The organism is Nitratireductor sp. J20-h4, assembly GCF_056780505.1.
In genome coordinates this window covers 1327593-1340858 of sequence record NZ_CM165557.1, presented here as the reverse complement: position 1 = coordinate 1340858, position 13266 = coordinate 1327593, and the positions used below count along the sequence as shown (strand labels likewise).

The window sequence follows — 13266 nt, the reverse complement described above, 5'->3', positions numbered from 1 at the left end:
CGCATCGTCTGGCGGGTCTCCCCACCGTCTCATCCAGGCCAGCACGGGCTCAGATCGCCTTTCGGTTTTCTCCCGCGGTCCGGGCGGGACGTCCAAGCACCTGAGATGGCCTTACGGTACGCCTGCCGCGCGGGAGCGGCAAGGTTTGACCACCTGTGGAAAACGGGGATCAAGGGGAAAACCTGCAAGAATTTGCGCGACAGTCCTCCTGCACGCGACCTTCCCGGCCATCAACGGGCTTTCCGGCAACATCTTGCGCCGACGGCATCGCAGTCAGCCTGCATGACCGGCGACGAACGCCGCCGGTCTTTTCTCTTGGTACGGTCAGCCGGCCTTGGCGAAGGCCTGCTCGAGATCGGCGATGATGTCGTCAGCGTCCTCGATGCCGACCGAAAGCCGCACCACGTCGGGGCCTGCGCCGGCGGCCGTCTGCTGCTCGTCCGACAATTGCTTGTGCGTGGTCGAAGCCGGATGGATGATCAGCGAGCGAACGTCGCCGATATTGGCGAGGTGCGAGAACAGCTCGACATTCTCGACCACTTTCACGCCGGCGTCGAAACCGCCTTTCAGTCCGAAGGTGAACACCGCGCCGGCGCCCTTGGGCGAATATTTCTTCATCAGCGCGTGATTGGGGTCGGACGGCAGGCCCGGATAGGACACCCACTCGACCAGCTGGTGTTTTTCCAGCCATGCGGCGACCTTCAGGGCGTTGTCGCAGTGGCGCTGCATCCGCAACGCCAGCGTCTCGATACCCTGCAGCAGCAAGAAGGCGTTGAAGGGCGAGATCGACGGCCCGAAATCGCGCAGGCCGAGCACCCGGCAGGCGATCGCGAAAGCGAAATTGCCAAAGGTCTCGTGCAGCACCATGCCGGCATATTCCGGCCGCGGTTCCGACAGCATCGGATAATTGCCGGATTTGGACCAGTTGAACGTGCCGCCGTCGACGATCGCCCCGCCCATGGAGTTGCCGTGGCCGCCCATGAACTTGGTCAGGGAATGCACGACGATATCGGCGCCGTGCTCGATCGGCCGCAGCAAATAGGGCGAGGCCATGGTGTTGTCGACGATCAGCGGCAGGCCGTGCTTGCGCGCAATGTCGCCGATCTTTTCCAGATCGACGAACTTGCCGCCGGGATTGGCCAGGCTTTCGACGAAGATCGCCCGCGTCTTGTCGTCGATCAGGCCGTCGAAGCTTTCCGGCTCGTCGGTATCGGCCCAGCGCACCTCCCAGCCGAAATTCTTGAAGGCGTGGCCAAACTGGTTGATGGAGCCGCCATAAAGCTTGTTGGCGGAAACGAAATTGTCGCCAGGCCGCATCAGGGTGTGGAAGATCAGCAACTGGGCGGCGTGGCCGGAGGCGGTGGCGAGCGCGGCGGTGCCGCCTTCAAGCGCGGCAATGCGCTCCTCGAGCACGGCCTGGGTCGGGTTCATGATGCGGGTGTAGATGTTGCCGAACGCCTTCAGCCCGAACAAGGAGGCGGCGTGGTCGACGTCGTCGAAGACGAAGGAAGTGGTCTGGTAGATCGGCGTGGCGCGCGCGCCGGTTGCCGGGTCCGGCTGCGCGCCGGCATGGATGGCAAGTGTGTCGAATCCGGGCGTGCGCTGAACCATTTACTATCTCCCTGAATGGATGTGCGCGCCATACATCGCAAAGGGAGGGCGGCTTGGCAAAGCAGAAATTTGCGTGACGCGGGAGCATCCGGGATCAAACCCGTCGCCGCAAGCCGCCCTTTCGGTTGACTATTTTCGCGAACGGGGCTTTTCGGCCGCCTGGTAGAGGCCGAGACCGAAGCCGTCGGGGTCCTGAAAATCGGCGCTCCAGCCTCCGGGCGCCTCTTCGACCGGGGTCACGATAGTCACTCCCTGTTCGGCGAGCGCCGCGACGATGTCGTCGATGCCGCCATCCACGAGGTCGAAGACCAGCGCCGGCGTGTTGCCGCGACTGGCCTCCATCTCGAAGAAGACCATGTCGAGACCGCTATCCAGCGTGCCTTGCAGCCAGAAGGGTTCGGCGCCCTCCTGGCGGACCAGACCCAGCCCGAGGACGTCGTTGTAGAAAGCCTCCGTGCGGACGATATCCGAGACGTAGAAGACGATCGAAGCGCGATGCGGTTTGGGCAGCATGTTCGGGAGTTCCTTGTTGGTGACGTGATACGCCTATGGTTGCCGCGCCCGCGACTTTTGTGAGCGGCGTATCAAAAAAATGTGCCCGTCCGGATCATGGCTGGCGAAATCACCGTTGTTACGCGCCAGATAGGGCCGTAATCCCTGCCTTATGCGTCCGTACGGCAGATCGAGGCTGAGACCGGGCAGTCCGTCCGGCAGCCGGCTGCCACTTTGTGCAAGCGCCTTCCTGAGCGCCGAGACGCGCTGGCGCACCGCAGTGTCGGTAAGCCCGAGCAGGTAGGCGATCTCGCGCCGTGTGTGGCCCGACAGCGCCAGCGCGGCGACGACGCGCAGCGATTTCGGCAGGGCGGACGGAATCGGCGTGTCGGTCCCGGCATCGTCAGGCGCCGGCTCGGCTTGCTGCTGCCATTGCGCCTCGCGGATTTTTCGCCGCATGGCGCTGCGCGCGTCAAACGCGGCGCGCTTGCGGATCGCCCCGGCGATCCATCGCCGGTTTTCCGGCTTCGACATGTCGATCCGACCGGCCGCAAAGGCGGCGAGAAGCACCTCCTGGACAATGTCCTCCGCTTCGTCGGGGCGGCGCGCATGACGCCGTGCGGCCTCCAAAAGCTTCGTGCCGTGGCGGGCATGATCCATGCGTGTAAGCCTTGGTGCGGATTGACGGAAACTACGCCCCTGCCGCCCCGCGCCGCAAGGCTGGCGCGCTATCGCTTGACGATGCCAAAACTCTGATAGCCGTCGCGCATCAGCGGTTTTTTGGCCGAAATCACCCGGCTGTTGACGCCGTTCCAGCCGATTTCGCCGGAAAGTCGCGCATATTCGATCTTCGGACAGCGATCCATCACCACCTTGATGCCGGCCGCCTCGGCGCGCGCGGCGGCCTCGTCGTGACGCACGGTAAGCTGCATCCAGATCACTTTCGGCAGCGGGTCGAGCGCCAGCGCCTCCTCGACGATGCCGGGCACGGCGTCCGTGGCGCGAAAGATGTCGACCATGTCGACCGGTTCGGGAATGTCGGCGAGCCGGGCGAAAACCGGCCGGCCAAGAATCGCGCCGCCGGCCTTGCCCGGATTGACCGGGAAGACCGTGTAACCCTTGTCGATCAGATATTTGGTCACGAAAAAGGACGGCCTGACATCGTTGGCGGAGGCGCCGACGATGGCGACCGATCTCACGGCGTTGAGAATGCCGGCGATATAGGCGTTGTCGTAATCGTCGTGGTTCATGCCATGCCTGTGACGGAAGCGGTGAGATCGATCAAGCCCGGGCGCGCTATCGCTACTTGCCCGTCCACTCCGGATCGCGCTTGTCGAAAAAGGCGTCGAGGCCTTCTTCGGAATCGCGGGTCATGAAACCGTCGACCATGACGGCGGAGGCGTAGTCATAGGCTTCCGACAGGCGCATGTCGGCCTGTTCGTAGAAGGCACGCTTGCCGCGGGCGATCGCCACCGGCGATTTGGAGGCGATGGCGGCGGCGTATTTCGCCACCACCTGGTCGAGATATTCCTCCGGCACGACCCGGTTGACGAGGCCGAACTCGCGCGCGGTCGCCGCGTCGATCATCTCGCCGGTCAGGAGCATCTCCATGGCGTGCTTGCGCGACAGATTGCGCGACAGCGCCACCATCGGCGTGGAGCAGAAACCGCCCAGATTGACGCCGGGCGTGCAGAAACGCGCCGTTTCGGAGGCGATCGCCAGGTCGCAACTCGCGACGAGCTGGCAGCCGGCGGCCGTCGCCACGCCACCAACCTTGGCGATCACCGGCATGGGCAGGCGCACCACCGTCTTCATCATCTCCGAACAGCGCCGGAACAGTTCTTCCAGAAAGACGCGGCCACGGTCGGGATCGCGCCGGCGCGCGGCCATCTCCTTGAGATCGTGACCGGCGCAAAAGATCTTGCCGGTGGCGGCAAGCACCACGACCCGCACGGCCCGGTCCTCGCGCGCCGCCAGCAGCGCCTCGCGCAGCGCGCCGATCATTTCCATCGACAGGACGTGCGCGGGCGGATTGGCCAGCGTCAGTGTCAGAACGCCGTCGCTGATCGCCACGTCGATCAGCCCGGCGGGCGTTTCGCTGCTCGCGAGGTTCACGATCTCGGCCATCGGCCACCTCCCTTTCGGTCCACATCGTCGCAGTTCGTCGACCATGCCTACCATGCCAAGGCTTGAAGATCAGCCGGGAAACGGCAATTGTGATTGACGTTTACGAAAACGGAAGCGATGCCGGGAGGAGCGGGTGGCCAAGGTTTTGTATGAAACGGACGGGCGGATCGCCCGTATCACGCTCAACCGGCCGGAGGTGCTGAACGCCATCGACGACGACTTGCCGCGCGAACTGGCCGAATGCGTTGCCCGCGCCAATGACGAGCCGGGCGTGCACGTCATCGTGCTTGCCGGCGCCGGACGCGCCTTCTGCGCCGGATACGATCTCGCCTACTACGCCGAGGCCGCCGGCGGCGACGGCAATGCGGTGACCCAGGAAATGCCGTGGGATCCGATGAAGGATTACGCCTTCATGATGCGCAACACGGAACTGTTCATGTCGCTGTGGCGCAGCCACCGGCCGGTGCTGTGCAAGGTGCACGGTTTCGCGGTCGCCGGCGGCTCCGACATCGCGCTGTGCGCGGACATGATCGTGATGGCCGAGGACGCGGAGATCGGCTACATGCCGGTGCGGGTCTGGGGCTGTCCGACCACGGCGATGTGGGTCTACCGGCTGGGACCGGAACGCGCCAAGCGCATGCTTTTTACCGGCGACCGGATCACCGGCAGCGAGGCCGAACGGCTCGGCCTGGTGCTCAAGGCGGTGCCGGCCGACCGGCTCGACGACGAGGTCGAGGCGCTCGCCCAACGCATGGCCAGCGTGCCGGTGAACCAGTTGATGATGCAGAAGCTGGTGGTAAACCAGGCGATCGAGGCGATGGGGCTGAAGCAGACGCAGATGTTCGCCACGCTGTTCGACGGCATCACCCGCCATTCGCCGGAAGGACTCAATTTCAAGCACCGCGCCGAAGAGACCGGCTGGAAACAGGCGGTGCGCGAACGCGATCTCGGCACATTCGACTGGACCGAGAACCGGCCGATCAATCCAAAATAGGAGGCTCGGTCCGATGAGCGGTTATGTCGGCGACGAAAATCAGCGACTCCTTCAGCAACGCGCGGAACTCGATTACGACTGGACGATAAACACGCCGGGCGCATGCAATATGGGACGGTTGATCGGCACCGACGATCCCGAGCGGCTGGGCGCGGCCGAGATTGTCAGGGTGCTGGAACGCGACGGGGCGTTCGGATTCCGCATGATCGCACCCGGCACGGCCGAACAGACGAGTTTGCAGATGGCGCACTTGGGCTACCATGTCGCTTACTGGGACATGTTCAGCACCGACGCACACACCGCCGTTCAAGGGAGCGAGGCCGTGTTGGACGGCGCGCGCGGCAGCGATGTCACGGTCGTGCGGCTTGACGCAGATGCGGACGACGCGGAGGCAGCGCGCTTTCAACGGCTGATGCACGAGAATGGTGTAACCCCGTTCTCAGCCTCGTTCCTGCGGGGAAATTTCGGACATGCCGTGACGGTCGGGCTGGAGGACGCGTCCGGCGTCTTGCTCGCCTGCGGCCATGCGTATCTCCCGCACAACCGCTTCAGCCGGTATGCGCGCTACGCCTGGTGCGGGCTTATCGCCGTGGCGGCGGCGGCCAGGCGCCGGGGCCTGGGGACTCTGGTCAACGCGATATCGGTTCGAGACGCGATAAGAAGGCTGGGAGCCACGCATGTCTACGAGTTCGTTTCACCAGCCAACAAGGCATCCCGACGGATGGTCGAAGCCTGCGGGCTCACGCTGAATACCGGGCTGCAAGGCGGCATCGCGACCCGCGGACAAGCGCGCTTCACCCGCTAGAGCCAGGAGCGGCCAATGACGATCCACGAACCGAAACTCGACGCCGACCAGATCAACGCGCTGTTGCGGCGCGCCTATCCGCAACTCAATGCCGAATTTTCCGATTATGTCACGCTCGAGGTCTTCGCCGGCGGCTGCACCGTCAGGCTCAACGCGAACGAACGCCATTTGCGACCGGGCGACACGGTTTCGGGCCCGTCCCTGTTCACGCTCGCCGATATTGGCGGTTATGTGTGCGTGCTTTCGCATGCGGGCCCCGACGCGCTGTCGGTGACGACCAATCTCAACATTAATTTCGTGCGCAAGGCGCCGGCCGGTCCGATCGACGGCCATTGCCGCATCATCAAGCTGGGCCGGAACCTGATGGTGTTCGAGGTCGACATGAAGGCGGGGGCAGACGGGCTGACGGTCGCGCACGCCACCGGGACCTATTCGATCCCGCCGAACCGGAACGGCTGAAAAACTCCCATCCAGCCGGAAATCCGGGCGCCAGCCCTCCCCGTGCCGGGTCGCGAAAATAGTCCTTTATGTGTGGTATTTTAATACCGTATTTTTAACCAATTGATTTTGCTTATCTTATTTTCTTAGGCTCGAATACTAGCTCTTGACCACGTCGTTTGCGGCGTTTATGGGAACGCGCGAGCGCACCGGAAAATCCCGAGGGCGATCCGTATTGCCGGCGGGCCCTGCCCCAACCGGCAATCGAAGCAACAAGAAACGCCTTCGCCAGCGAAGGTCATGATGGAAACCGAAACCATGAAAACATTTTCGCAGAAGCCTGCGGACGTGACCAAGAAGTGGGTGCTGATCGACGCCGAAGGACTCGTCGTCGGCCGCCTCGCCTCGATCGTCGCCAACCGCCTGCGCGGCAAGCACAAGCCGAGCTTCACCCCGCATGTCGACGACGGCGACAACGTCATCGTCATCAATGCCGACAAGGTGGCGCTGACCGGCAAGAAATACACCGACAAGACCTATTACTGGCACACCGGCCATCCCGGCGGCATCAAGGAACGCACCGCGCGTCAGCTGCTTGAGGGCCGCTTTCCCGAGCGCGTCATCGAAAAGGCCGTCGAACGCATGATCCCGCGCGGCCCGCTCGGCCGTCGCCAGATGAAGAACCTGCGTGTCTATGCCGGCACCGACCATCCGCATGTCGCCCAGCAGCCGGAGACGCTCGACGTCGCCGCGCTCAACCGCAAGAACAAGAGGGCCTGATATGGCTGAGCTCAACTCGCTCGAAGAACTCGGCGCCGCGACCGGCGCTGTCGCCACGACGGAAGAGCCGCAAGCGCCGGTTCACGTCCAGAAGCTCGACGACCAAGGCCGCGCCTATGCCACCGGCAAGCGCAAGGACGCGATCGCACGCGTCTGGGTCAAGCCGGGTTCCGGCAAGATCACGGTCAACGACAAGGACTTCGACAAATATTTCGCGCGTCCGGTTTTGCAGATGATCCTGCGCCAGCCGATCGTTGCGACCAACCGCGACGGTCAGTACGACATCGTCGCCACCGTCACGGGCGGCGGGCTTTCGGGCCAGGCCGGTGCGGTTCGCCACGGTATCTCCAAGGCGCTGACCTATTATGAGCCGATGCTGCGCGGCACGCTCAAGAAGGGCGGCTTCCTGACCCGCGACAGCCGCGTGGTCGAGCGCAAGAAGTACGGCAAGCGCAAGGCCCGCCGGTCGTTCCAGTTCTCGAAGCGTTGATCTTCGCAACTGGTATCGCTTTCAAAAGCGGGCCTTCGGGCCCGCTTTTTTGTTGCGTCCACGTCACCGAGCCCCGATAGCTTGCTTCGACCACCAGCAAGGAGCCCGCCATGCCCGCATCCGCGATCGACCATGCCTTCACCGCCCGCTCCAATCTGGGCGCGGCCGGCGATCCGACCTATGCCGGTGCGCTGTCATTCATGCGCCGCCGCTACACCAAAAACCTCAAGGGCGCCGACGCGGTGGTGTGGGGCATTCCCTTCGACGCCGCCGTCACCAACCGGCCCGGCGCGCGGTTCGGCCCGCAGGCGATCCGGCGCGCGGCGGCGATCTTCGACAACGACCCGCAATACCCGTTCGCGCGCGACCTGTTCGCCGACCTGGCGGTGATCGATTACGGCGACTGCCTGCTCGACAACGGCAATCATCAAAAAACCCCGGCCACGATCGAACGCGAAGCGAAAAAGCTGCTCAAGTCCGGTGCGTTCCTGCTGTCGCTGGGCGGCGACCATTTCGTCACCTGGCCGCTCTTGAAGGCGCATGCCGCACGACACGGGCCGCTCGCGCTGGTGCAGTTCGACGCGCACCAGGACACGTGGTTCGACGATGGCAAGCGCATCGATCACGGCTCCTTCGTCGGCCGCGCGGTGCGCGACGGCGTCATCGATCCCGAGCGCTCGATCCAGATCGGCATCCGTACCCACGCGCCGCAGGATTGCGGCATCCGGATTCTTTACGGGCACGAGGTCGACGAGATGCGCGCCGACGAGATCGCCTACCAGATCGCCGAGCGCACGGGGGGACGCAAGGTCTACATCACCTTCGACATCGACTGCCTGGACCCCGCCTATGCGCCCGGCACCGGCACGCCGGTTGCGGGCGGCCCCTCCTCGGCCAAGATGCTGTCGGTGCTGCGCCAGCTCGGCCAGCTCGACATTGTCGGCGCCGACATCGTGGAGGTTTCGCCGCCCTACGACCATGCCGACATCACCGCGATCGCCGGCGCGACGGTGGCGCAGCATTATCTTGGGCTTTTGGCCGAACGGAAGGCGCGGGAACAAGCATAGGCGCAGCCGGTGCAGCGCGCCGGCCCTGATCCGGCGTGCAAGGGCGTTGATGCGCTGAGTCAAACGCCTCGGTCGTTGATTCAAACGAACGCGGCAAGCCATTGATGGCAGATTCCTTTTTGAGCTAGAGAAGGCCATGAAACCGAAAATCTTCATCGATGGCGAACACGGCACCACGGGCCTGCAGATCCGCACCCGGCTGTCCGGCCGCGCCGACCTCGACATGCTCTCGATTCCCGAGGCCGAGCGGCGCAACCGCGACCTGCGCGCGGCGATGCTGAGGGACGCCGACATCGCCATATTGTGCCTGCCCGACGACGCCGCGCGCGAATCGGTCGCCATGCTGGAGGGCGTCAACTCGACCCGCATCATCGACACCTCGACCGCGCACCGCACCCATCCCGACTGGGCCTACGGTTTTGCCGAGATGACCGCCGGCCAGGCCGACAAGATCGCCAAGGCGCGGCTGGTCGCCAATCCGGGCTGCTATCCGACCGGCGCGATCTCATTGCTGCGTCCCCTGGCCGAGATCGGCATCCTGCCGGCGGACTATCCCGTCACGGTCAACGCGGTTTCGGGTTATTCGGGCGGCGGCAAGCAGATGATCGCGCAGATGGAGGACGAGACCCATCCCCAGCACATCGCAGCACCTCATTTTCTCTACGGGCTGCCCCTGGCGCACAAGCACGTGCCGGAAATGCAGGCGCACGGCCTGCTTGCGCGCGCGCCGGTGTTCGCGCCCAGCGTCGGTCGTTTCGCCCAGGGCATGATCGTGCAGGTGCCGCTGCATCTAGCCGATCTTTCCGGTGCGCCGCGGCTTGGCGACATCCATGCCGCGCTGGAGGCGCATTATGCCGGACAGCCGGTCGTGGAGGTGGTGCCATTGGCCGAAAGCGCCGCGCTTACGCGCCTCGACCCGACCGCGCTCAACTGTACGGACGCCATGCGGCTTTACGTCTTCGGCACCGAAGGCAAAGGGCAGGCCAACATGGTCGCCGTGCTCGATAATCTCGGCAAGGGCGCCTCGGGCGCTGCCGTGCAGAACATGGCGCTGATGCTCGGCGCGGCGTGACTTCCACCGGTGACGCCTTCCTTCCCCGACCGCTGGAGGGTATCAAATCCAGTCCTGATCGCCGAGACCTTCAGCAGCCACATCTGGAAAGTCGCGTTTGAGGACGGCCGCCCCGGCGTGGTCAAGGCGCTGAAGCCGTTCGAGGACGTTGCCGACGAACTGCGCGGGCGCCATTTGCTGCGCTGGCGGCGCGGCGAAGGCATGGTGAAGCTTTACGGCGTCGACGGCCGTCGCATGCTGATCGAATATGCCGGGGAACGACTGCTCGCAGCCGAACTCGACACCGCCGGCGACACGCACGCCACTGACATCGCCGCGGCGGTGATGAGGCGGCTGCACGCGCCCTCCCCGTTCACGCCGCCGACCGAACTGCAACCGCTGCGCGAGCGCTTCAAAAGCCTGTTCAACAAGGCCGCGGCCGACCGTAAGGCGGGAGACGCCAGCCCTTATGTCGAGGCGGCGCGCATTGCAGAGCGTCTGCTCGACACCCGGATTGACGCGCGCCCGCTGCACGGCGACCTGCACCACGGCAATATTCTTCTTTCCGCGCGCGGCTGGTTGGCTATCGACCCGAAAGGGCTGGTCGGCGACCCCTGTTTTGACGCCGCCAACATGTTCTACAACCCGCTTAATCGCGACGATCTGCGCCTCGCCCCCGAACGTGTCGCCGCAATGGCCGCGACATTCTCCAAAGCGCTCGGGCGGGATTCGCGCACGATCCTCGATCACGCGATTGCCTATGGCTGCCTGTCGGCGGCCTGGCACCACGAGGGTGGCAACCGGCAGGACGAGGACGGCGCACTGGCCGTGTCGGCCGTCATCCGGGCCGTGCGCGTCAAGTTCTGAGTTCGACTTCCGTCTCGCGCGGATAACTGCCCCTGGTGCCGCGCCAGTGGGCGGCGGCGAAGCCGAGCACGACCAAAGCGGCGGCCTGGTGCCACAAGGCCCAGCCGATCGGCACCTGCATGATGAGCGTCATGATGCCGATCGCGGCCTGGGCCAGGACCAGAACAAAAAGCAGCACGGCGCGGCGCGCATGGGTCGTGCCGGCTTCGGCCCGCAGCGTGGCGATCATGTGCCAGAGCGCGGCCAGGAGCACCATGTAGGCGCCCAGGCGGTGCACGAACTGCACTGTCTTGGGGTTTTCGAAAAAATTGGCGATCGCGGGCGATTGCACGAACAGGCCGCCGGGAACGAGGCTGCCGTCCATCAACGGCCAGGTATTGTAGGCAAGCCCCGCGTCGAGGCCGGCCACGAGCCCGCCCAGATAGATCTGCACCATGACCAGAACGACCAGCCAGCCAGCCCAGCGCCGCGTGGCGCGAGCGGACGGTTCCTGCGAATGCGGCGCCAGACCGCGCGCCACGACCATGGTGGCGGCGAAGATCAGACAGGCCAGCGTCAGGTGTGTCGCCAGCCGGTACTGACTGACGCTGGTGCGCTCGGCAAGGCCCGAGGCGACCATCCACCAGCCGATCGCGCCCTGTAGCCCGCCGAGCGCGAGAATGCCGAGCAGTTTCGGCTTGATGCGGCGCTCGAGGCGACCGCTTGCCCAGAAATAGAGCAAAGGCAGGGCGAAGACGAAACCGACGCCGCGGGCCAGCAGTCTATGGGCCCATTCCCACCAGAAGATCACCTTGAACTCGGCCAGGCTCATGCCCTTGTTGAGCTGTTCGTATTGCGGGATCTGCCGGTATTTTTCGAATTCTTCGTGCCATTCGGCGGCGTTGAGGGGCGGGATGACACCGTGGATCGGCTTCCATTCGGTGATCGACAGGCCCGAACCGGTGAGCCGGGTCGCGCCGCCGACCACAACCAGGGCAAACAGCACCACCAGCACGACATAGAGCCAGGCCCGCACGTGGGCCCAGTCGCGGTCGAGCTTGGCGAGCGCACCGTGAAGCGGCGTCTGCGCAATGGCGGTCATGGGCACCGGCTCCCTGCTGTGTCGAAGACCGCGAACAGGTGGACCAATTGCCCGGCGCTGGCAAGCTTGGCCCACGCGGCAAGCCGTCGCGCCGGGCGTTTCGCCCGCCGACGGGATTGCGCAGGTTGGCAGGAAGGCGCAATAAGCGCGCCAGAAAAGGAAGACCTATGCCCGTGCGAGTAAAAAAACTGATCGGCACCGTGCTGCTGGTGGCACTGGTGGTGATCTACGCGCTTCTGGCCACCGCGATCGCCACCGCAAGGCTGGCGGAGTCCGGCGCGCTGGTGCATCTCGCCTATTTCCTGTTCACCGGCCTGTTGTGGATCCTGCCGGCGATGGCGATCATCAAATGGATGGTCGGGCCGCCGAAATCGCGGTCCTAGAACGGCTCACAGGGTCACGACCCGGCGACCGCGATTGGCGAGCGGCGTGGTGATGCCCGACAGCATCGTGCGCACATGCGACACGCGCTGATAGCGTCCGTTGATGGAGATGCGCGGCAGCGAATGCAGGTGACGGGCGTGCTCGGCCTGCACCATGCCATGGCGTGTCGTGACGGCCGAAAGATAGCCGGCCTCGCGCGCCAGCGCGACCTCGCGCCCGCCGACCGCCGATGCGTAGCCGTAGGGATAGGCCATGTGCCGCGGTCGGGCTCCGAGCTCGATTTCCAGAATGCCGCCAGCATCGACGATCTCGCGGCGGGCCTTGTCTTCGGCAAGCCGCCGCAAATTATAGTGGTGGACGGTGTGCGATCCGATCGTGACCAGCGGGTGGGCGGCCGCGGCGCGGATCTCGTCCCAGTTCATCAGCGTCTCGCGGTTCGGCCCGTCCGGATCGACCCCGGCGGCGAGCGCCAGATCGCGGATGACGGCGCGCTGGTCTTCCTCGGGCACGTCGCGTGTCAGATAGTCGTGAATGGCGTTGTTGGCGGTCATCTTGCCGGCCGGCGTCGAACAGTCGAGCGCCACCTTGCCGTGGCCCGTCGACAGATAGACAGTGTCGCGACACGACACGATCCGCTCCAGCACGTCCCACCACAGCAGAGACCGGCCTTCGATCAGCGCCGGCGCGACATAGATGGTGATCGGCGCCTGGTGCTTTTCCAGCACCGGGAGCGCTTCCTGCACATTGTCGCGATAGGCGTCGTCGGCGGTGATGGTGACGAAGGGGTCGCCGCGGCGCCTGGAAGCCAGCCGGTCGACCGCCTCGTCCATCGTCACGAACCGGTAGCCGAGCCGGCCCACCTCGGCCAGAAGCGCGTCGAGAAATTGCGGCGAGACCGTCAGATGGCGGTTGGCGCCGATCGCCTCGCCCGGCGCCGCGGTGACCCGATGCAACATCAAGATCGCACCGACACCGCGATAAAAACCGCCGGCAATTGGCCCCAGGAGGCTGAACCGCGCCACGTTCAGGGCCAGTTTGCGCAGCAATTCCCCCCTGTCGATCATTCCTTCACCATTGCC

At 65.0% G+C, this 13266-nt stretch carries 15 protein-coding genes and 1 pseudogene; 9 read left to right on the top strand and 7 right to left on the bottom strand.

What is annotated here, in order from left to right; translation table 11 throughout:
• Positions 1-324 precede the first annotated feature (324 nt).
• From ACT2B0_RS06545 to ACT2B0_RS06525, 5 genes are all read right to left on the bottom strand, one after another.
• Positions 325-1611: an O-acetylhomoserine aminocarboxypropyltransferase gene (locus tag ACT2B0_RS06545; RefSeq protein WP_473462741.1), complete on the bottom strand. Its 1287-nt coding sequence runs from the start codon at positions 1609-1611 to the stop codon at positions 325-327.
• A 129-nt stretch (positions 1612-1740) separates the two neighbouring features.
• Complete coding sequence (locus tag ACT2B0_RS06540; protein WP_473462739.1) at positions 1741-2124, bottom strand: VOC family protein; 384 nt, start codon at positions 2122-2124, stop codon at positions 1741-1743.
• 33 nt (positions 2125-2157) lie between these two features.
• Complete coding sequence (locus tag ACT2B0_RS06535) at positions 2158-2763, bottom strand: RNA polymerase sigma factor (protein ID WP_473462737.1); 606 nt, start codon at positions 2761-2763, stop codon at positions 2158-2160.
• Positions 2764-2831: 68 nt separating this feature from the next.
• Positions 2832-3353, bottom strand: a complete 522-nt coding sequence (locus ACT2B0_RS06530; protein WP_473462735.1) for a CoA-binding protein — start codon at positions 3351-3353, stop codon at positions 2832-2834.
• A 52-nt stretch (positions 3354-3405) separates the two neighbouring features.
• Entirely contained in the window at positions 3406-4230 is an 825-nt protein-coding gene (locus ACT2B0_RS06525; RefSeq protein WP_473462732.1) for an enoyl-CoA hydratase, read from the bottom strand.
• 130 nt (positions 4231-4360) lie between these two features.
• On the opposite strand from ACT2B0_RS06525, the pseudogene ACT2B0_RS06520 reads away from it, so the two are divergent.
• The 8 genes and pseudogenes from ACT2B0_RS06520 to ACT2B0_RS06485 form a co-directional block, all read left to right on the top strand.
• Positions 4361-5224, top strand: a pseudogene (locus ACT2B0_RS06520) (crotonase/enoyl-CoA hydratase family protein); the annotation flags it as partial.
• A gap of 13 nt (positions 5225-5237) precedes the next feature.
• Entirely contained in the window at positions 5238-6029 is a 792-nt protein-coding gene (locus ACT2B0_RS06515; protein ID WP_473462731.1) for a GNAT family N-acetyltransferase, read from the top strand.
• 15 nt (positions 6030-6044) lie between these two features.
• A complete protein-coding gene (locus ACT2B0_RS06510) occupies positions 6045-6488 on the top strand; it encodes a PaaI family thioesterase (protein ID WP_473462728.1) in 444 nt (147 codons plus the stop codon).
• A gap of 297 nt (positions 6489-6785) precedes the next feature.
• Entirely contained in the window at positions 6786-7247 is a 462-nt protein-coding gene (gene rplM / locus ACT2B0_RS06505; RefSeq protein WP_473462726.1) for a 50S ribosomal protein L13, read from the top strand.
• A 1-nt stretch (position 7248) separates the two neighbouring features.
• Positions 7249-7737 carry a 30S ribosomal protein S9 gene (gene rpsI, locus ACT2B0_RS06500; protein ID WP_473462723.1) on the top strand — a complete coding sequence of 163 codons (489 nt, stop codon included), beginning with the start codon at positions 7249-7251 and terminating at the stop codon, positions 7735-7737.
• 110 nt (positions 7738-7847) lie between these two features.
• Positions 7848-8804, top strand: coding sequence for an agmatinase (gene speB, locus ACT2B0_RS06495; protein WP_473462721.1), 957 nt, complete (start codon positions 7848-7850; stop codon positions 8802-8804).
• A gap of 136 nt (positions 8805-8940) precedes the next feature.
• The gene (gene argC / locus ACT2B0_RS06490; protein ID WP_473462719.1) at positions 8941-9876 is read left to right on the top strand and encodes an N-acetyl-gamma-glutamyl-phosphate reductase; all 936 of its coding nucleotides are present in this window, start codon (positions 8941-8943) and stop codon (positions 9874-9876) included.
• A gap of 9 nt (positions 9877-9885) precedes the next feature.
• Positions 9886-10722, top strand: a complete 837-nt coding sequence (locus tag ACT2B0_RS06485) for an aminoglycoside phosphotransferase family protein (RefSeq protein WP_473462716.1) — start codon at positions 9886-9888, stop codon at positions 10720-10722.
• On the opposite strand, the gene ACT2B0_RS06480 is transcribed toward ACT2B0_RS06485, so the two are convergent.
• Entirely contained in the window at positions 10712-11803 is a 1092-nt protein-coding gene (locus ACT2B0_RS06480) for a COX15/CtaA family protein (protein WP_473462714.1), read from the bottom strand. The genes ACT2B0_RS06485 and ACT2B0_RS06480 overlap by 11 nt on opposite strands.
• Positions 11804-11970: 167 nt before the next feature.
• On the opposite strand from ACT2B0_RS06480, the gene ACT2B0_RS06475 reads away from it, so the two are divergent.
• The gene (locus ACT2B0_RS06475) at positions 11971-12186 is read left to right on the top strand and encodes a DUF2842 domain-containing protein (protein WP_473462711.1); all 216 of its coding nucleotides are present in this window, start codon (positions 11971-11973) and stop codon (positions 12184-12186) included.
• Positions 12187-12192: 6 nt separating this feature from the next.
• On the opposite strand, the gene ACT2B0_RS06470 is transcribed toward ACT2B0_RS06475, so the two are convergent.
• Positions 12193-13251, bottom strand: a complete 1059-nt coding sequence (locus tag ACT2B0_RS06470; RefSeq protein WP_473462709.1) for a polysaccharide deacetylase family protein — start codon at positions 13249-13251, stop codon at positions 12193-12195.
• Positions 13252-13266: the final 15 nt, after the last annotated feature.